The sequence below is a fragment of the Pseudoduganella namucuonensis genome, assembly GCF_900116645.1.
Classification (GTDB): domain Bacteria; phylum Pseudomonadota; class Gammaproteobacteria; order Burkholderiales; family Burkholderiaceae_D; genus Rugamonas; species Rugamonas namucuonensis.
Window position 1 is genome coordinate 1 of the sequence record NZ_FPBO01000053.1, and the last position, 19,784, is coordinate 19,784.

At 46.5% G+C, this 19,784-nt stretch carries 18 protein-coding genes; 11 read left to right on the top strand and 7 right to left on the bottom strand.

What is annotated here, in order from left to right:
- Nucleotides 1–135: 135 nt before the first annotated feature.
- The 4 genes from BM436_RS36630 to BM436_RS36640 all read right to left on the bottom strand — a co-directional run bounded on the left by BM436_RS36630 (nucleotide 136) and on the right by BM436_RS36640 (nucleotide 5,939).
- Complete coding sequence (locus BM436_RS36630) at nucleotides 136–534, bottom strand: hypothetical protein (RefSeq protein ID WP_143133417.1); 399 nt, start codon at nucleotides 532–534, stop codon at nucleotides 136–138.
- A gap of 797 nt (nucleotides 535–1,331) precedes the next feature.
- Nucleotides 1,332–4,166, bottom strand: a complete 2,835-nt coding sequence (locus BM436_RS36635; RefSeq protein ID WP_143133418.1) for a plasmid replication protein, CyRepA1 family — start codon at nucleotides 4,164–4,166, stop codon at nucleotides 1,332–1,334.
- A gap of 132 nt (nucleotides 4,167–4,298) precedes the next feature.
- Nucleotides 4,299–5,036 (bottom strand): hypothetical protein, encoded by a 738-nt coding sequence (locus BM436_RS33045; protein WP_143133419.1) that lies wholly within the window; start codon nucleotides 5,034–5,036, stop codon nucleotides 4,299–4,301.
- A 93-nt stretch (nucleotides 5,037–5,129) separates the two neighbouring features.
- Complete coding sequence (locus BM436_RS36640; protein ID WP_143133420.1) at nucleotides 5,130–5,939, bottom strand: hypothetical protein; 810 nt, start codon at nucleotides 5,937–5,939, stop codon at nucleotides 5,130–5,132.
- Nucleotides 5,940–6,130: 191 nt separating this feature from the next.
- On the opposite strand from BM436_RS36640, the gene BM436_RS36645 reads away from it, so the two are divergent.
- From BM436_RS36645 to BM436_RS36650, 3 genes are all read left to right on the top strand, one after another.
- A complete protein-coding gene (locus tag BM436_RS36645; RefSeq protein WP_143133421.1) occupies nucleotides 6,131–6,901 on the top strand; it encodes a hypothetical protein in 771 nt (256 codons plus the stop codon).
- Nucleotides 6,902–7,540: 639 nt separating this feature from the next.
- On the top strand, nucleotides 7,541–8,695 hold the full coding sequence (locus BM436_RS33055; protein ID WP_093560885.1) for a tyrosine-type recombinase/integrase: 1,155 nt from the start codon (nucleotides 7,541–7,543) through the stop codon (nucleotides 8,693–8,695).
- 163 nt (nucleotides 8,696–8,858) lie between these two features.
- Nucleotides 8,859–9,194 carry a hypothetical protein gene (locus BM436_RS36650; RefSeq protein ID WP_143133422.1) on the top strand — a complete coding sequence of 112 codons (336 nt, stop codon included), beginning with the start codon at nucleotides 8,859–8,861 and terminating at the stop codon, nucleotides 9,192–9,194.
- A 25-nt stretch (nucleotides 9,195–9,219) separates the two neighbouring features.
- Here the strand turns inward: BM436_RS36650 and BM436_RS33065 are convergent, their stop codons facing one another.
- Nucleotides 9,220–9,945: an Lcl domain-containing protein gene (locus BM436_RS33065; RefSeq protein WP_093560889.1), complete on the bottom strand. Its 726-nt coding sequence runs from the start codon at nucleotides 9,943–9,945 to the stop codon at nucleotides 9,220–9,222.
- 12 nt (nucleotides 9,946–9,957) lie between these two features.
- Nucleotides 9,958–10,392: a hypothetical protein gene (locus BM436_RS36655; RefSeq protein WP_143133423.1), complete on the bottom strand. Its 435-nt coding sequence runs from the start codon at nucleotides 10,390–10,392 to the stop codon at nucleotides 9,958–9,960.
- A gap of 480 nt (nucleotides 10,393–10,872) precedes the next feature.
- Here BM436_RS36655 and BM436_RS33070 point away from each other — a divergent pair, with 480 nt between their 5' ends.
- The 5 genes from BM436_RS33070 to BM436_RS36660 all read left to right on the top strand — a co-directional run bounded on the left by BM436_RS33070 (nucleotide 10,873) and on the right by BM436_RS36660 (nucleotide 13,905).
- Complete coding sequence (locus BM436_RS33070) at nucleotides 10,873–11,319, top strand: hypothetical protein (RefSeq protein WP_143133424.1); 447 nt, start codon at nucleotides 10,873–10,875, stop codon at nucleotides 11,317–11,319.
- A 267-nt stretch (nucleotides 11,320–11,586) separates the two neighbouring features.
- Nucleotides 11,587–11,820, top strand: a complete 234-nt coding sequence (locus BM436_RS33075) for a hypothetical protein (RefSeq protein WP_093560892.1) — start codon at nucleotides 11,587–11,589, stop codon at nucleotides 11,818–11,820.
- A gap of 111 nt (nucleotides 11,821–11,931) precedes the next feature.
- Nucleotides 11,932–12,225 (top strand): hypothetical protein, encoded by a 294-nt coding sequence (locus tag BM436_RS33080; RefSeq protein ID WP_143133425.1) that lies wholly within the window; start codon nucleotides 11,932–11,934, stop codon nucleotides 12,223–12,225.
- Nucleotides 12,226–12,480: 255 nt separating this feature from the next.
- On the top strand, nucleotides 12,481–13,371 hold the full coding sequence (locus BM436_RS33085; RefSeq protein WP_229490969.1) for a restriction endonuclease: 891 nt from the start codon (nucleotides 12,481–12,483) through the stop codon (nucleotides 13,369–13,371).
- 120 nt (nucleotides 13,372–13,491) lie between these two features.
- Nucleotides 13,492–13,905 (top strand): hypothetical protein, encoded by a 414-nt coding sequence (locus tag BM436_RS36660; protein ID WP_143133426.1) that lies wholly within the window; start codon nucleotides 13,492–13,494, stop codon nucleotides 13,903–13,905.
- Between the two features lie 114 nt (nucleotides 13,906–14,019).
- Here BM436_RS36660 and BM436_RS33090 read toward each other — a convergent pair whose 3' ends face one another.
- Entirely contained in the window at nucleotides 14,020–14,310 is a 291-nt protein-coding gene (locus tag BM436_RS33090; protein WP_093560898.1) for an H-NS histone family protein, read from the bottom strand.
- Between the two features lie 767 nt (nucleotides 14,311–15,077).
- On the opposite strand from BM436_RS33090, the gene BM436_RS33095 reads away from it, so the two are divergent.
- Genes BM436_RS33095 through BM436_RS33105 form a run of 3 tightly spaced genes read left to right on the top strand, consistent with a single transcriptional unit; the run spans nucleotide 15,078 to nucleotide 19,734 of the window.
- Nucleotides 15,078–16,565: a class I SAM-dependent DNA methyltransferase gene (locus BM436_RS33095; RefSeq protein WP_229490970.1), complete on the top strand. Its 1,488-nt coding sequence runs from the start codon at nucleotides 15,078–15,080 to the stop codon at nucleotides 16,563–16,565.
- Nucleotides 16,562–18,100, top strand: coding sequence for a restriction endonuclease subunit S (locus tag BM436_RS33100; RefSeq protein ID WP_093560902.1), 1,539 nt, complete (start codon nucleotides 16,562–16,564; stop codon nucleotides 18,098–18,100). The genes BM436_RS33095 and BM436_RS33100 overlap by 4 nt, the downstream gene beginning before the upstream one ends.
- Nucleotides 18,101–18,102: 2 nt before the next feature.
- Complete coding sequence (locus BM436_RS33105; protein ID WP_093560904.1) at nucleotides 18,103–19,734, top strand: restriction system-associated AAA family ATPase; 1,632 nt, start codon at nucleotides 18,103–18,105, stop codon at nucleotides 19,732–19,734.
- Nucleotides 19,735–19,784 lie beyond the last annotated feature (50 nt).

The window sequence follows — 19,784 nt, forward strand, 5'->3', positions numbered from 1 at the left end:
CCAGAAAGAAGTCAGCATAGCAGCATCTATGATCCTGGTCGCACGGAACAACATGGGGGACTGAAGTGGCGGGTATGGATAGTGCTACACAGCGGCACACCAGCCCGTACAGCAGACTGGCGTGCAAACCATTTCTCAACCCAGTTTTGCCTTGATCAGCTGGTAGTACGTGCTTGCACCGGCTGCGCTTAGCTTGGCTTCGGCGACGAACTGTTCAACGATCTGCTTGCGGGTCATGTCCTTCTGTGCGGACATGCGCAGGTAGATGGATGACGCGATTTCCATCTTCGTCGGCGGCTTCGGCTTCTTCTCCGGTTTGGCCGCAGGAGAATCGGCAGTAACGGATTTTCCTTCCGTCCCCGTCATATCCGCCGTCGGCGTCGATGAAATCGGCGTAGAGGCGTTTTTAATCGGTCCAGCTGCGCTTGGCGATGCAGGCGCAACAGTTTGCGGCGCGGTCGCAACAGCAGGTAATGCCGGTTTCTGGTCGTTCGTTGTCTTGGGCAGATCGGTTGCGGTAGTCTTCGCGTTCATGATGTAGGCGCTCGTGTGGTTAAGGAGCCTTCACCATCAACAGTTTTCAACGAAGAGGCAACGGCCAGTTCGCAGGCCAAGGCTGGGCTACCTCACCGCATCGCACAGTAGACCATCACCGCTCCAAGGCGACTTTTCGCTGAGCAGCCATCTCATTTCTCATCACACCTGCGAGAGCATTCACGTAAGACCCGCATGAATGCGGGGTTTGCGGAGCTACGTTAGAAGCTTAATTGGCTTCAAGCGTACCTGACATGTCGAGGTGTTGCTGAAATTGCATGTTCGTAGGCATACACTGTCTACACGTACCCACCCCTATGGTTCCCCCGGACAACAGAACAGTCCTGTCACTAACCAAAATCAACATCTGTTGTCCCGGATCGCGGGCGGACAGGATTGGGGAGGTTAGGACTAGCTGCGGATAACAGATCAATTCAGTCACTAACAAAAATTAAAATATGTTATACGTGAAAATTTTTTCCGAGTGTAGTCTGCTGAAGTGGTTGGGCTTTGCGTATAACAGATCAAGTTAGTCACTAACATATAATCAACATATGTTATCCGGAGCTTCGGCGGTATGATATGGGACTTGGGCAGGGAGGTTTGCGGACAACAGATCAATTCAGTCACTAACAGAAATTAAAATATGTTATACGGAAATTATTTTGGGCCGAGAATTGGTTTTCTTTAGCGGCAATCTGGGCCATTAACGAATTGAATCCACTAGTGTATGCTACATCCTGGTGTGTGGGACACACACCAGGATTAGCGCGCAATCGTCACCTCCTGCAAGGAGGTCATTGCCTACGCCTGTTCTTCAACCGATTTTTTGCATACTTCTGTGCAAGATTCAGCGAGTATTGATTTATGGAATAATATCTTATCCGTCCCTTTTTACTTTCTGAATTAATTGGTTTGACCCAGCTGCAACCAATAAGTTTTAAAAAGTTTCCAAGTTGGTTCATCGGTTTCGGATGCAAATCGCCTCGCACGTCCAGTTTTAGCAGCGTCTCGATCTCACCTCGTTTCTCATCGCAAATTTTCACAAATTCGTCTAAGTCATCATTGCAGATGCGTTTGTTTTCAATAAAATTACCCTCGCTATCCGCAAGCTTTGCTGCAATAAACAATTTCCGCAGCAGGAGTTTTTTGAAATAGCTAAAATTACGATCCGCGGCAAACTTGCTCTGCTGTGGTTTGTCATAGTCAATTGATTGGTCATCATCACTCAAGTACACAGCCATCATTTTTACTTTCTCTTGATACCTCTGCTCGTCATCCAGCTCAACAAGCTCAAGTGAGATCTCTTCGCCATAAAACCGCTCAATCCAAAAACGATCAATCTTTGCATTGACGAATGCAGTTCTATTCGTTGCTTCTTGCAGATTTCTCGCCTGCGTTTCAGTAATTTTCTCGGCATCACAGATCATTTGAGCTCGCATGCGTGCCAGTTCCTTTTTCGCGGCATTTGATGCTGCGCGTCCGGATGCCGCTTCCTTTTTGTTTGTTGCAACTTCAATTACATTCCAACCGTTATACTTCTTAAGATCGATGAAATGCGTTCTTATGTTGTTCTTTGATGCACGGCCTAATGAAAACACCACGGCGTGCAACGAAAGCAGTGAGTCATCAATGTCATAGGTTTTGTTGTTATTGTCGTCGTATCCAATGAGAAAGTCCGTAAACGAACCGCTTTCAACAATGTTCCTTTTGATTGCTTCAGGTTCAATTTCAAAAGAAAATCGTTCATGCGAAATCCATACCTTCACGAATCCAGGATGTCTTACGCGACACAATTGCTGATCAATATCAAAGTGCGTGTTGATGCGTGGCAAGAAGAAGCCAAACACTCCATTTATTAAAATTTCATCGTCAGGAAAAGTAATATCAATCCCAGTCCCGAGGGAAGGCGATGAAATCACCACATCAAATTCCAGGATTTCTGTCTTAATGTTCTTAACAAAACCCCTAATTTCCTTGTCCTGAGAATTTTCTTTCGTTATCAACTGAATTTTGATTTCACGGGTAGCTGATTCTTCGAGCGCCTTTGCAATTTGATCTGCCTTCTTCTTTGAGTTGCACGTTACATAGTACTTTCCTCCAGAGTTAACCGCAGAGATTAATTCGCTGAGCAGCTGGTCTTGGCTGTCGTAGATTTCGATGTTTCGCTGTGACTGTTTGTGGCGGTTAACGTAAAACCTCACTGGCATTTCACCACCACGTGCATTGCTGATAACTGCCAGTGTTAAATGACTCAAATCTGCATCGCACGCAATTACTGTGCTTGCATTCCTCAAATATCGTTCCATCTTCAAGAAGCAGTCACGACGCTGTTTTGCCAACGTGTCAGATGTCAAGTGAGAGAAGACTTGTTCAGATTCATCAATAATGACAACATCGAATTTATGAAGATTAAGCTTTAGTCGCAGTGGGATGCTATCCAGGCATATTGCATAGTATTTCGACACGGATATGCGCTCACCATCGGCATCAGTTTTGTCAAGATAGCATGCAAGCCCGAGATTTTCTGCAAGTGCCGCTATCAGTGACTGGCGATGACCGATTAATAGTACTGATTTATTCAGTTGCTTACACTGATTTACGATTTTGGCCAGTTGATACGATTTTCCGGAGCCTTTCGGGCTACGAACCAGAATAACTCCCGGCATCAACTCAAGATTTGCCAGACGCTTTTCATTTCCAGACCTTACAACGCGGTCATCATTTGAGAAAAATTCTGCTGGGGAGTCTTCACCGTAAATGTTGTATGGATCTTCATAGTATTCAATTTTGTTCAACTCATCATCAATTTGATAGAAATCGAAATTCTGCAAGTTGCGTCGTGAAATGCTCTTCGGCCAAAACGTCTCATCGCAGGTTGTGCAGTGCACGCCTTTGATGTTATTGCTCGATACAGTGATGAACGCACTCGGGTGCTTGTCGAGATGGAACGGGCAGTGCACCCGCGCCGTTCGTGACAATGTCGTCACCTGTTCAATGCTGCCCTCGGCAGTTTTCACGGCGTGGTCCGCGTCGAGATGGCGATTAGAGCGAACGGCACTCATCCAATTTCCCGATTCATCTCCGGACTCTGCGCTTATCTTCTTTGTTTTACCAATCTCAATTAACTCATCCAGAATTTCGTCTGGCAACATATTGCCCAACATGAATTGCTGGCCATCTTTGCTGCCGTAGAATATCCGGCACACGTCTTTGCAGGCACCATCGCCCCCAAATTTCCGTATTAACCCAATGAATGCAGCTCTCATTTCTTGGGCGTCAGTTATTATCCTGGCGAGCTCGAATACTATGCGAAAGCGATTGTGTTCTTTTGTGTGACTCCACGTAACATAGACCAGTGCTGCATATTTTTTCACCCAATCATTTTCTAGCGCATCGGCAAGAGTCATGCCATTGTCAATATCGACAGCAAGATACCCCGCACAGGTAAAATTTTGCGAATTTCGAATTGGATGGTGTTGTGCGCAAAACGGATGTCCCAGTTTGATGTGTTTTGCAAGTTCATCGATGTTGATGTCCACGTTGACGAACTCATGGGCCAATGACCAAAAGACGGAAGGGTCGCCGTTCTCTGGTTTATAGTCAAGTTTTTTGTTGATGGAAATTTTCATGGGTTATCTGTGGGCGTTGATTTGCAAGTTTTCTGAGTGCCGAGAAATAGCTTCTCTCAAGTATTATGGGGACTGTGGTCGAAGGGTCTCCACGGAGCGATATGGCCTCGTCGCCATATCGCTCCGTGTAAATTATTTAGCGAGTTCTTCCAGCATCGAAATCAGCTTTTTCAGCACGTCTTGCATTGGTGCTTGCGCGCCTTGTACGGACGCCAGGCCACCCCCGAGTTTCCGGTTGATCTTCGGCCCTCCATGGCCCAACGAGCGCAGTGCTTCGGTGAATATCGTGTAGATCGGATCGATCCCCTTGACATGCAGCACGGTAGACACCGCTGCCCACATGCTCATGAGTGAGGCCCACTCTGCTTCATTGATATTTGCGGGACGGTTTTTGCGGGTGCACAGGGCGGACAAGTTGATGCCGCCGTCTTGCTTGCAGTATTTCTTCATCGAAGGATAATCAGTGATATCGTCAGGGAAGAAGATCAACACCCCTTTTGACAAGAATGCATTGAGGGTCTTAGGGGTGACTTCGTCTGGGTTGTCGAAGCGCACGTCGAACGTCCCTTTGTACGTCCTGCCGTAAGCGCTGTTTGTTACGCTTGCGCAACGCGACTCAGAGAGGCAGCGGACAATATCCACAAGTGCGGACAGGTCACGGCGCTCCTCCTGCTTGGATTTCACTACAACGCTGGCGGAGGGTTGCTGGATATGGATTTCCGGCTGCGGCATATGCATAGCAGTCGCCGCGCCATCATGCTGGGCTTCTGGCAGTTGATTCAGCACCACTGGAGTGATGCCGCTGATATTTTCAGCTACATTTTGAGCGGTAGCGATTGCAGTGAGGTCTTGAGTTGTGAAGTCGTTCATTTTTGTATCTTTATAATATTTGCGACGAGGGCGCCGCATCGTTAGGAACGTCACTCCTTGAGTGGGGTGACGTTGTGTTACTGGCTTACCGGGTTATGCGGCGCTAGCGACTGCTTCTTCCTCGATCAATTGCTTAATGCGAGGTGCAATTTCTGAAACTTGCAGCAGCAGATTTTCCAGTGCGAGATACAGCTGATCCGTCGAAAGCGCTTCGTTAATATCGCTAATTCCCAGTTCGGACAGCAGCCAGCTTTCGTACTCGTCGCAGAGTGCCCGGCTTACGTCATAGACAATATCGGCGATACTACAAAGGCGTGAGGCAAATGGCTCACGAGCGTGTGCGATTCCTCCTCTCGTTTCATCAGCGTCACCATATTGGTCGATCACGGGCCAACCTTTTTGATTAGTGCGGAGGTAGCCCTCGTCGTCTTTAATATGGCCAACGCACCACTCTGGGAAGTATGCAACTTGCATATCCTTAATAAAGGCATGCATGCCGATGTTTTTATCGACAACTTGCTTGTAGTAGACGCGCATCTCTCCGCCGGATTCGGTAAATTTAAGATGCAGCCCCTTTTCCAACGCAGCCTTTACGGCGCAACGAAGATTCGTTGCGATCGTGACGATATCTTCAGGAGTCCGATTATCGCCAGTAGCATGCGTAAATTGCGGCGCTGGCAATACATGCGGCAGACTTGGATCGTCATTGCGAGGGTAGTGTTCGGTATTTGTGGGAATCATTCTGCGCTTTGACGTGGATGCCACCTTTTCGATTGGGGCATGTTGGTTGCCTTCGTCGATGCCGGGCTGGGTTGCACGTCTCGGCATCTCCACCTCGTTCGTGCTGGCAGCGGGAGTGTTCACGGCTACGTCGTGTTGTGGTGCTGGTTTGATGTTCTTCATTGTGACCTTTCCATTTGCTGCAATGCGCAGTAGGTTTTCGTTGCGCCACGTCAACATTGAGTGGCATCATGTAGTGCTTTTTCGTCGTGAAAACCGGCCGATTTCCACGACGCGTGCAACTTTGTCTCGACCCATGCAGTATCCCCGATGACAGAATTGATGAAAATCCACAATTTAATTGGAGAGTTAAAGTGTTAGCAGAACCATTCAATCTCGCAGATAGAGATGCGAACGAAGGTCCTTCACCGTATCTGTATGGCTACCCAGATGTGTACGGTGATGAGCCGAGGCCGCAGAGTAGTCCTTACTATTGGTGGTTCCAGTATCTAAAACGACATTCTGGATACAAGGAATGCTGCGAACGTGGCGGTGAAGGCGAGTACGCCGCGCTATATTTGGACTGGGGAGATGTTCGAACAGACGACTTTGAAGAGTGGTTTTTTCAATTTGGTGATGGCCTCTTCAGAGAGCCACATGTACCTGATGATTTAGGTGAGATACGGGACGCATCTCAATTGGGAAAAATAAACTGGAACGACACTATGGTTGTAGCTATCCCCATTCGTTTCGGTAAGAGGGACTTATCGAAGCAGGAAATAAGTTACCAATTCTCGATGCTGCTTGATGCACGATTTCCCGGTAAAACGAGTGGGCGGCCAACATATGTCAGTGAAGCGAAATACAAATTCAGCGGTTATCCGCAGTTGGATAAATTAGAAGAACGATTACGCATTTACGACATGCGTCGGGAAAATCCTGGCTGGGCGCTGTGGAAAATTGGTGAGCAGCTAGCATTAGACGAAAATTTTCCAGCCGGCAAGGACCATGTGACAAATTCAAGGGAACAGGGAAAACTTGGCGAAGACAAACGAAGAATGATGACGGTGTTGGTTAGCCAACGGTTAAAAAAGGCAACTGAGCAAGTTAAGAATTCGGTGAACAATGTTTTTGAGGTCGTATAAGTTGGCCGAATGAACAAACACTGCCAGCTGTGCCTTCTAACAATATAATAAAAACAAATCAGTAATCAGCAATTTTGAAGGAATGACTTCGCGTAGAGGAAGAAGCTAGAAAGCTTTTTGACCCGAACCAGGGGATGGGGGAGACTGATCACTGTTTTGCTCGGGAGGCTAGGTAGTTGCTGTAATAGGTTGCAACAGAGTAATTTCCAGGCGCCTAATTATCAATATGACATCCATTCATAAGTGTGAATGCTCAGGTGAATTTCAAAATGACAACATTTTGTGGCGCCGTGCATGTGTTCTATTACGTTTTTTGCGCGGAATCGATTAGACGCTCGTCGTGGCGTTACAAAGTCTGGACTTGTCCTAATATGGATCATCACTTTGTAACATCACTGGTGCCCATCTGGCGAGTGGTGTTTATTGCAACTATTGGTTTTGAACTCGAAGTTTTTGTTCCTCATAGGGAAGCCAGTAACTTTCCTAGCTGGGAAGTCAGTAATGGACGCAGATTTTCGTTTGCTATTTTCGGATAATAAATGGTGCGGGTTATTGAGTATGGGGTGAAATACCTCCGTTGAACTATGAATATAAATAGCTGATGATGTAGTTGTTTATATTGATTCAACGGAGAAAATTATGGGTTTGCACAAAAGGGAAAACAGCAGTAACTGGTATTATTCATTTCAGGAAAATAACAAGAAGTACGTCGGAAGCACAGGCACTGCAAATAAAACGAAAGCGTTGCAGGTAGAACGGGAAATGCGGAACAGGATTCATAGCGAGAATTTTCTTGGCGAAGCCGAAGAAATTAGCCTACGCGAAGCCGTGCTAAAGTATCTAGAGCCACGTAAGCAATATTCTTACTACCGAGGCATGGAGTCGATCTCTCGCAAGATGTTCGGTAGTAAGCGAGATCCCAAGAGCAAGAAAGAAAATCCGTGCTACGGGTTGTCTTCGAACCTACTCTTGCATGAGATTCAAACTAAACATGTCGAGCGGCTGGTAGCAAAACGCAAATCGGAGGGCGATAAACCAGCGACGATCAAGCATGAGATTGGGCTGATTAGTTCGACACTGCGCGAAATGCAGAAGCTCGGATACAAGGCCGCTCGTGATGTCGTCTTCCCACAGCTAAAGACCACCTATCGCTTGCGCTACCTTGATCCGAACGACGAAGTTGCACTGTTGCGCGAGCTTGACCCGCAATCCGTCAGGAGTGGCATCCAAGCTGTGGACGAGCGCACGCCTGAGATGCAGCGCAATGTTCAGGACAACTATGATCTTGTGATTATGCTGCTGGATACTGGTTGCCGTTATTCGGAGGCGGCCAACATCCCTTGGTCGAGTGTTGACTTGGAAGCTGGCACACTGAACATTTATCGTAGCAAGGTGAGCAACGAGGACGTGCTGTACATGACTAATCGCTTGAAGGAAGTCATGGCACGCCGGTTTGCTGAACGCCAATCTAGTGCGCGGCACGTCTTCGAGAACAAGGCGGGGAAAGCGCGGGGCTATGCAGCGCAAGCCATCAAGAAGGCGATGGATCGTGCCGGTCTCAACGACGAGAATGTTGTGCGCGAGAAGGGCGGGAAGGTGACGATGCACACGTTGCGCCACAGCTACGCATCCAAGCTGGTGAAGAATGGTATCAGCCTGTTTGAAGTTTCTGTTCTGCTTGGCCACAGCGATTCGAAGATGACACAGCGTTACGCGCACCTTGCGCCGAACGACGCCAGTCGAAAAGCGGTTAGCCTCATCGATTCGCTTCAGAATTCCGGTGCGCAAAAATAGTATTGACATGAAAAAAGATAACGCCTGTAGGTACAGGCGTTATCCTTTATTTTAGCGAAAAGTTAGTGGCTTTTGATGGGGCTGTGACACACTGGGGTAGAACGGAAATTGCTGCTTTGGGTATGATTGTGTGTGGATAAATAAGTCTTTAAGAGGACTACATATGCCAGCACTAATACCCACTATTGATGAAATCGCCACAGAGAAAAAACGTCGAGTACTACTTCTGTCTTTTCCTGGCTCGGGATCGAAGTATGGGAAAAACCCTATTCGAAAGCACGTTATGTCTTGGTTGGAAGTTATGGGAATTCCGTTCCAAGAGTGCGGCGACGACCCAACTATTTCTGGCTACTCGTCTTATCGCGGCGAGCTTTTTATTGATGTAGAGTGCCAGTCAGATGATAAGGACTACAAAAAGCTGACGCAGTTCCTCTTGGGGGCTGATGGCGATTCCAAGTTCACAAGGATTGCTCTGTCGTTTTATTCACCAGCTACGTAATTTACTTGTGATGAACTTGCAGAAACTAGCGAGCGTTGCGCAATCTTGCCGCTGCATCGGCCGCTCCCGGTTCATTTTGCGCAGCTGCTTTCTCATACCAGTAAATTGCAGATTTTATGTCCTTGCCTGTACCGCGTCCAAGCTCGTATAGCGCCGCGATTGAAAGCTGTCCGATAGCTTGACCTTGCTTAGCTGCGGCCATGTACAACTTGAATGCTTCATCTTCATTTTTTTGTACTCCAGTGCCATCGAAGGTAAGCTTTCCTAGAAAGACAAGCGCTTCGGGATTATTTTTCTTTGCTTCCGGAGCTATTATTTTTACTACTCTGGCCCAATCTTTTATTTTCTTTGCGCCGTCGGCATCCTCCAACCACGAATTCGGATCAATGGTTGAGTCCGATACGCAAGTCAAAAATGCACGACGATTGTTGTCCCAGCTGCGCGCTCCGTTGTTTACGTTGACTAAGAAGTATGGGCCGCCGTCTTTTTTCGAAATGCTCCACAACCAATCAATCTGAGATCCGTTTGGGTTCCAGGCTGGTTTGGACATTGAATTTTTGTACCTATCATTCAACTCCAGAGCTGTTGGCAGCCGCCAATCGGAGCGTCCTGCGGCGCGCATATTCGCACAATGGCGGTACGCATCTTCCCAACTATACATAGTTCCTGTGGTTGTAGACCATTGTGCAGCGTTTGCCGTTTGGATCGAGTAAACCGAAAACATGGCAATGAACAGAATTATCTTTTTCATGGAGTCGATTAGTTAGCTGTTGAATGGAACGCAGGACAAAGCTACGCCCATCGGCTTGTTGATCGGCCAAGCTTTAAGCAATAACCGGTCGCCCTTTTTTTCTATAAAATCAAACGTGGTAATTAGGGGATTGGATTCGTTGTAGGATATGTTGTGTGTTGTAGATCCTACTATTTTCGTAGTGATAGTGCTTCCTTTGACAGAATAATCACCAAAAAATTGCTCTGTGCGAGAATCTGTTTCTAAAAAATTTCCATCTGAATCAAATTGAAAAGCCCCAGCAGTTGAACCATCAGCGCGAGAGCATAGCCAATGCCCTTCAATCGCTTTCTTGTGATATGCGGATTCTGCCCACATGCCAATGCCAGCAATGCAAAATAGGCCAAGAATTATTTTGTGCTTGAGTGCTATTTTCTTAACGGGCAGAGTTTCATTCGTTGCTTCCATCAATTCTCCTAATTAGTTGTGAGTCGCCGCTACTTACTATCAACGTTTTCTCGCCCTTCGACGACTGCTTTACGATTTTTCGTGACTACCAGATTTCCGCAACCCGCCACTTGGACGCGGATGCCGACTTGAAGTGGCGATGCCGTCCAGTTCTCGTATAGCTCGCCGTCGCATCGGTAGGTGAACGTAGTACCTGCGAACCGGAGATCGGGCATACCACCGCACGTGTCGCACGGCACCTGCATGTAATTGGGGGTGACTGTGACCACCTCTGCGAACCGAAGGACTGAGCGCGGTTGCTTCTGCGCATGGGCGGAAGCGGTGGTGATCGCCACAGAAACCAACATCAGTATGTAAACGGATTTCATCCTGTGACCCCAGCGGAATTGCACTCAAGGAATATTTTACGGTAACTATGAGTTGTCGTGTAAAAATTATAGAACTGTAGAGTTACTGTCTCAGTAGGTACGTTCCTCATCCATGGAAACGACCAACGAAAAATTGCGCGAAGAGTTCAGCCTTCGCTTGAAGAAGGAGCTTGAACGCATGGGCATGCCGATCACCAGCCCTACGCGCATCGCTGCCGAGTTCAACGCAAAGTACCCAGGGAACAAGATCGCATCGCAGACAGTGAGGAAGTGGTTGTTTGCGGAGGCGATACCAACACAAGCTAAGCTGGTCGCGCTGGCTGGTTGGCTGGAGGTTTCCGAGCAGTGGCTTCGCTTCGGCACTGGCCGGCGTCGAGCGGTTAAAGCTGCCGATGCTGTCCACACTCCCGGCGAGCGCGGCGTAGCAGTAGTGGTAGGGAAAAATCAGGCAGCTGTCGTCCCGGTCGTAGAGCTACTGGCGAAACTGTCTCCGAAGAACGTCCGCCTGGTCGAGAGCATGGTTCGATGCGTTCTTGCCAGCCAGAACGAAGACGAATAGATTACGACATCGGCGCGTATTAAAGTAACCCTTATGGATGCAGGGGAAACGGCGATAAACGCGCCCAAAGTTTTGGTGCTAAAAGTGTCCTGATACAGGCGCGTATAAAAACGGAAATCGCCCAGTGGAAGTCGGAATGGGGCGCCCCGTGTCCGGCAGGCAGAAAAAGAAATTGCATGCAGGAGGCCGGGGAGAGCGCATATCTGCGTTGAGGTTCCCAGCGTTCGCATTGACGGTAGCAGTACCATCAACGAACGAAAGCCTCGCATGACGAAGAAGAAGCCCCTCTATACGACACCCATCCCGGAGAGCCAGGCCGTAATAGTTCACTCCGCAACGCTGCGCAACCAAGCTATGCACACCGAAGCGCCCGCTGTGGCGCAGCCCGATCCGGCCATCCTACGCATCACTGGGCTGCTTGCCCAGCTGACCCCAGCCAACAGGCAACTGGCCGCAAATATCATTCGTGCCATTCTTGACGAGCAGACGCGAGAAACTTAGCGTTTGCAAGCATCTATCCGGGGGCTGCATTCGCAGCCCAGCACGCCACCTGTTCTGCTATCATCGTCTGCAATTTTATATCGTGCCATGCACGAAACGCGGACGATTTCTATGATTGAACTTCGGTACACAGGTCTGGGATTTGATGAGCAAGAGCTGATCGACCACATCAAGGCATCTGGCAAAAACTTTATGGTCCAAGGCCAGAGAATCAAAACGCTTGCAAACCATACCAAGCCCAAATCCCTCGATGTGTGGCTGCGCAATCGCTTCCCAAAAATGCAGGACACCAAACTCGCTGACAACTATGTAATCGATGCGCTGGTTGAGACGGGCAGGTTCACCGCCACGAAGGAGAGATGCCCAGACAGTGGGAAACTATGCAAGGCGATCCGCCTCGCGTAATTTCTCTGCAATGCGTTAGATAGCGATCTCAGACCACGCGTTAAAATCGATTAGAAGCGCCTCTAAGGCGTGGAGCGCAGCTGAGATGCATCAGTGAGCAGATGAGAAATGAAATTGATTCTAAGCGTTTTAGAATCGATCTAAGACGTGCCCCTGAAAATCGTATAAGAAGATTGCTTTGCCTATCTGGGCGTGGCAGCATACGGAACCACCTCGACGCAACCCACTATGTCTATACCTGATTATCAAACTTGCATGCTTCCATTTCTGAAATACCTTGGCGATGGCAAGGAGCATACTTTGCGAGATGCTGAAGAATTTCTTGCTCTGGAATTCAAGCTAACTCCTACAGAACGGGCGGAATTGCTGCCAAGTGGGCAGCAAGGGATCTTCAAAAATCGTATTGGCTGGGCTCGAACTTATCTGAAGAAGGCGCTGTTACTTGAGTCACCGAAACGGGGCGTGTTTAAAATAACTGCTCGGGGCTTACAAACCTTGAAGTCAAACCCGTCAAAGATTGATAAGAAATATTTGGAGCAATGGCCTGAGTTCGTTGAATTTCAGGATGTGTCGAAGTCAACTAATGAAGTAAAAGTTGCTGTTGATCTGACGCCAGAGACAACCACACCGGAAGAAGCGATTGAATTGGCTTATCAGGGATTACGCGATCAGCTCGCGCAAGAGTTACTGACACGAATATTAACCTGTTCTCCTACGTTCTTTGAACAACTGGTTGTTGAGCTGTTAGTGAAAATGGGATATGGAGGGTCGAGGAAAGATGCGGGTGAGCGAATTGGTCAGACTGGAGATGGAGGAATTGATGGCATCATCAAAGAAGACCGTTTAGGTTTAGATACTATATTCTTGCAAGCAAAGCGATGGCAAGGCTCGGTAGGTCGTCCAGAAATACAGAAATTTGTAGGGGCATTGCAGGGGCAGCGTGCAAGGAAAGGTGTGTTTATTACGACCTCGACATACACAAAGGACGCGATGAACTATGTCTCGCACATCGAAACTAAAGTGGTTTTAATCGATGGGCAGCATCTTGCAAATCTGATGATAGATTTTGATGTTGGTGTGTCGCCGGCGGCTAGCTATATTGTAAAACGGGTAGATTCTGACTATTTTGACGATGTGGGATCTTGAATTATCTACCTGAATTGCAACTAGCTTCGCTAGGCGAATGCCGCTAACGACGCGTGCGCCGCGTTACCTATAATTCGACAATATTGAGGGGAAGATTTGATCCGGAGCATTTCGAAAATCATGGAACGAAAAAGAAGGCGCAGTAAATGGCTCAAAGGGCCTACGACTGATTGGCTTGTTCCGTTTAGATACAACATGTGGTTCCAAATATCTTTTGGATTGCTCGTTGTCGGAATTCTGTGCATATTATTTTCTTGCTCAACCAAGAATTTCTTTGCGTTAGAAATTGGCGTGCTAACCATTTTTCTTTCAGTTATTATCCTGGGAGCGACCGAGTTTGGTAGAGGAACAGTTGAGGCATACCGTCGAGCGCGGAAAATTATTCAGCGTGAGGGGAAGTTAGGCCTCCGCTTGCAGGAGAAATTCGGGGAAAAACTGTACTGCTACCGCGCAGGGGCTAGGGCGGCAGCAAATGAATACGATCCATCAAATGCGTTAGTGCCTGCTCTTGCCAAAAAATGGACGCCTTTTTAATTTTAGGAAACCAAAGCAATTCAACGTTGTAGAAGAAATCAGAATCCCCCATGATTTTTATTGGACGCTCGCCACCTCAAAAGGTGAGCAAGCGCCTTGTACGCGCTACAGTATTTACTTGATCAGAAACTGATCCTTGTCTTTGCCCTCCAGCCACTTCGGTGAGCGTCCACGACCAGTCCAGGTCTCGCCAGTGGCATCATCCCGATACTTCGCGGCTACCGGCACGCGTTCTTTCGCACTCTTCGCTTTGGTCGTGCCAGCCAGGTCTGCAACGCTCAAGCCATATTCACTCATGATCTCGGCGATCTGTGCTTTTGCGCCAGCGATCTCGTTCTTGCGGGCTGCTTCTGCGAGTTGTTGCAGTTCGGCGATCTTGGCGGCGTATTCCTGATAGGTAGACATGGACTTCCTTTTGATGTGTGATGAGGATATTATTATACGTGAGCACAGCTGCCCTGCACAAATTAAACTAGACCTCATATTAGCTAAAATCTGATCGACGAGTCGCATCGCTAGAATTTTTATAGTAACACCAGAAATAGCGGGTGTAATTCCGCTCGTGTTATATTGAGAAACGAGAGCACAACGGAGTTGAGCCCAAAGCATGATTGCTTCTTGAACTATCGGCTCGTTCATGCGTGTAGCTAGCTAGGCATGGCATGGCATGCTAACTTCCAAAGCGGCCTCGATAAACTGTTAGCCTATGCGAACAACGGGCTAAGGCCGATGATCACTTGTTGCCACATTCGCCCAAGCACGTCTGAAGGGGCGCAGAGCCGTGTCCGCCAGTAAGTTGCAGGATTGCAACCAATTTAGCCGAGAGGGCTGGCTACCCACCCTGGCAATCAGCTTTGCAAGCTATCACTGCACTAATGATAGTAAATTAGTCAATGACCCATCGACAAACGTAGGATATCTTCGTAGACTGGCGATCGGCGTCAACCGGCAACTTCTTGCACAGTTGATGCAATTGCTGCAACCCTCCGTCTAGATTGCAATTCGTCAGCTGCTGCATAGTATAAAAAGTAGAGTTGAACTTGGATGTAGCTGAGATTCGCGCAGCCGAGCCTCCCTAAACTTCATCGCAATTGCGCCTACCAGTCTATAGGTTCCTCTCGAGGCGGAGTACTCAATAGTTTACGGCGAAGCCATAGGTTAAAAATTCCCCAATGAAGATTATTGGGAATACAGGAATTATTATGAGAAATAATGATATTGTCCAAAAGCTCTGGGGCATGTGCGACATTCTACGTGATGACGGAATAAATTATTCTGACTACGTATCTGAATTGGTTTTATTGCTATTCATAAAAATGGAGTCTGAAAATATAGAAAACGGAATTTTAAAAGAACATAAACTTCCGGAGTACGCCAGATGGAAGCAGCTTGCAGCTCCTTCTAACGATGATGTCTTGCTTCGTTACCGAAAAATTCTAAATCTACTAAGCGAGAGCTCAGATCGCGTCCTGGCGGAGATATATTCTAATGCTCATACCAAAATAAAGGAATCAAGACACTTGGAGCAACTAATTTCAGGCATTGATGCTATTGATTGGTTCAGTGTAAAAAAAGATGGTTTGGGGGACGTGTATGAAGGCCTTTTAGAGAAAAATGCAAGTGAAATTAAATCTGGGGCTGGACAATATTTTACTCCGCGCCCTTTAATTGATAGTATTATTGAGGTACTAAGTCCTAAAGTGGGCGAAGTAATTCAAGATCCTGCCGCCGGTACAGGTGGTTTTCTAATTGCGGCGGCTTCTTATATTAGGGCTAAGGGCAACCAGGCCAAGGAAATCAGTACTAAGGAAAAGAACTTCCAGAAGAGGCATGCTTACATAGGCATGGAGCTTGTTGTTGAGACACGTCGACTTGCATTGATGAATTGTTTACTTCATGGCATCGATGGAGATGGTGAAGGAGTCGTTCGCTTAGGGAACACTCTAGGTAGCGCTGGAACATTGTTACCTCGTGCCGATGTTATATTAAGCAATCCACCTTTTGGAACCGCGAAGGGAGGCGGTGGTGCGACAAGAGAAGATCTTTTGTTTTCCACTGTTAATAAGCAATTGGCTTTCTTGGAACATATATATCGGTCTCTTAAGAATGGCGGGCGTGCTGCAGTTGTTGTACCTGATAACGTTCTCTTTGATGGGGGCGTGGGAGCCGAAATTCGTAATGATTTGATGAATAAGTGTCGGTTGCACACTATACTTCGGTTGCCAACAGGGATTTTTTATGCGCAAGGTGTGAAGACCAACGTGCTGTTTTTCAATAAAGTAAGTGACAACGCGAAAAACAGCACAACTAAGGTTTGGATATATGACATGCGCACGAATATGCCAAAATTCAATAAGAGAGATCCATTTTCTCGGGAGCATTTTTCGGATTTCGAAGATGCGTACGGTGATGACCCTCTTGGAAACTCGCCGCGAACAGAAACGGGGATTGATGGACGTTTTCGGTGCTTTGATATTGAGAAATTACTTGATGAGGGACGTGGGCTTGATGCTATCTGGATTAAAGACAGCAACGTGGAAAATGCAGAAGACCTTCCCGAGCCAGCAATTTTAGCGCAAGAGGCAATAGATGAGCTTGAAGCGGCCTTGTTAGATTTAAATTCCATCCTTGGACATCTTGGTGAGGATATTGTGCAATGAAAGAATTGCCTAATGGATGGGCCGTCGTTAAATTGGGAAATTTGTTGGAAAGCATAGTTGGAGGCAGTACTCCTTCCAAAGCCAATTCGTCTAACTTCCGCGGCAGCATACCTTTTATGACTGTCAAAGATATGACTGAACGTTTCCCCAATAAGACAGTTGATAAAATATCTAAAGAAGCGTTGCTTAAGATGCCAAGTGGGTTGGCTCCGAAAGACAGCTTAATTATTTCTGTGCGAATGTCTTTGGGGAAAATAGTAAGGCCGCGTTTCGCCACTGCATTTAATCAAGACCTGAAAGTTTTGAACGTAAAGAAGGGTATTAATAAAACATATATCGAATACTTCTGGAGATCCAAGTGGAATGAAATTCAGCTATTGGGGACCGGTACAACGGTTAAGGGAATTCGATTAGATGATATTAGGAATTTTGAAGTCCCACTTCCCCCGTATGCGGAGCAGTTAAGAATCACCGAAAAACTAGATTCTATACTGGAGCTCGCGGGGCGCAGCCGGGAACGATTAAATAGAATTCCCGGTATTCTTAATCGCTATAGACAAGCTGTTTTGGAAGCGGCAACTCGCGGCTCGTTAAGCGCGAAGTGGCGAAAAAATAATATTCGGATATTTGATTGGACGGAAGTTGAGCTGGGTAGTGTTGTCGAAGACTTTTCCTATGGCACTTCTTCGAAGTCCGAGAAGAAAGGGGATATCCCAGTTTTGCGAATGGGGAACATTCAGCAAGGTAAGCTAAATTGGGATCAATTGGTTTTTACGTCTGATCCGGTTGAGATTGAGAAATATAAATTATCATCCGGTGATGTTCTATTTAATCGGACCAATAGCCCAGAATTGGTTGGTAAAACTGCTGTGTATAAAGGGGAGAGAGCGGCAATTTATGCCGGATACCTCATTCGCATTCGTTGTGGTGACGCACTAGATCCCGAATATTTGAACTATTGTTTAGGTAGCCCTCAAGGGCGTGATTTTTGTTGGCAAGTAAAGGCCGATGGTGTAAGTCAGTCCAATATAAATGCAAAAAAATTGGCTGGATTTAAATTTTGTCTTCCTCCGCTGGATGAGCAAATAGAAATATGTCGTCGGGTAAAGATTTTATTGGATTTTGGCGAGAACATTGAATCGAGATACAAGGCGACTCTAGATAGGCTTGATAAGCTAATTCCTTCTTTATTGTCAAAAGCATTTGGCGGAGGACTACTTCCGCAAAATGAGAAGGATGAGCCGGCGGAAATTCTTTTGGCTGGAATTGAATCGTATTATGCTTCAGTTTCAGATGTGCCTAAAGAGTCATCTTATCAAAAGCGTAAAAAAATGAAATCCACAAAAGAGTCGTTAAAAGAGATAATTGACCAACAATCCTCAGAGAAATTCACTTTCGCGGATTTGCTGGAGTCTTCAGGATATGATTATGAGTCTCTAAAAGAATTGGTATTCGATTTTTTAGACTCCGATTCGCCTCCAATCAGGCAAATTTTTGACACTGTGAGTCGTGAAATACGTTTGGAGCGAATCTGATTATGCGGCTAATTCGATTGAATATTGTTGCGGCAGACACTTGCGGTGGATTGCTCGATGGATTGGATTTAAATTTTAGAAATATTTTTGATCCAGTTTCGTCATTTGATCCATTGTGCTTAATTGGCCCAAACGGTGCTGGGAAGTCACAATTTTTGCAGCTCATTGCTGAGATTTTTCAGTCCATTTTTCATGCAATTGTCCCAGATGAGGAGCGATCTGAGGGTAACCCAGAAATACTCTTTGAGCTAGAATATTTGATGTCAGTGAATGGTGCTGATTGCCATATAAAAGCAACCCGTCTTAAGGACGATTCTGGTAGGACTTCTCTTGATCTATATGAACTCACTGATGGAGATGAAGTAAAGTGCGACTTGAAATCGCATCGTGCAAAGGAAATTTTGCCGTCTCTAATAGTGGGATATTCGTCGGGAGATAATGAAACTCTGAGTCTTCCATTTTTGATCAGCAGAAGTGGGTACGCAAAAGATGTAGCAGATATGGCAAATGGGAAAAGTAACAAGACCTTTTTGCCCGAGACGCGACTAATGTTAATAGATTACGGTACTCATCTAGAAGTATTGGTTGCAAATCTGCTTTTGGGTGAAAACAAGCATCAGACGGAAATTCTTTCGCATGCTCGTGTTACTCATCTGCACTCCTTTCGTTGCGTAATTCAGCTAGCTCATAGTGCCGTTCCTAAACACCCAAGACGAAAAGGAGAGCCACCTCCTCTGCGCAAAGGGATTCAACTTACTGATGAGTTAGAACAGTATCTTAAAAGTTTGGAAAAATGCGCTACTTGCTTTAGTTTTAATGAAGATACCGAAACTTATATTTTTGATTTCTTTGTGAACGAAGCAACTATACGGGCTTTTAAAGAACATTGGAAATCCGCCCTTGATCTTTATACGGCTCTGCATAAGCTTGCAATGCTAAATGATCTCGCTATTCCGAAGAAGACACGAGTACGGTTCAGTAAAGACACTAAAGCGCGACGATTTGCATCTCGTCTTCCTGAGCCGCAAGATGAGGATAAGGTATTTCGTTTTGAGCGTGTAAGATTTCGTTCAGAAAAAACTGGTTCGATTGTAGATTATGTTTCCCTATCTGATGGTGAACACCAACTTGCACAGCTGCTAGGAACGTTTAGTATGATTGCGTTCCCAGGGGTATTATTTTTATTGGACGAACCCGAATCACATTTTAATCCCCGCTGGAGGGTGAAATTCTTGTCTCAGCTCCTTGATTTGCCTACTGCACAAGGAAAACGACGCGACGATTCACACGCTGCGAAACAGGATTGTCTTTTAACTACTCATGCACCTTTTGTCCCATCGGACTTGTCCAGGGAGAAGGTCTTGTTATTCAGGAGAAAATCCGATTTTGGCAAGATTGAGGTTGCGCCCCCAGATATTGAAACTTTTGGAGCCAATTTTGATGCTATCTTATCGGAGTGTTTTGATGTTAGTCCACCGATTTCTCAAGAGTCGCGATCAAAAATTGATGAGTTGATGGAGTCAACTGATGCTGAATATATTAAACATGAAATGGTCAATTTGGGAAGCTCTGTTGAGAAAGTGCTGTTGGCAGATCGTCTCAGGCAAATAGCTGTGGAAAAGACGGGGAAATAATGCTTTTTGGATACCCGTTAGACTCTACCTTAGAGAATTGGCTTCATGAG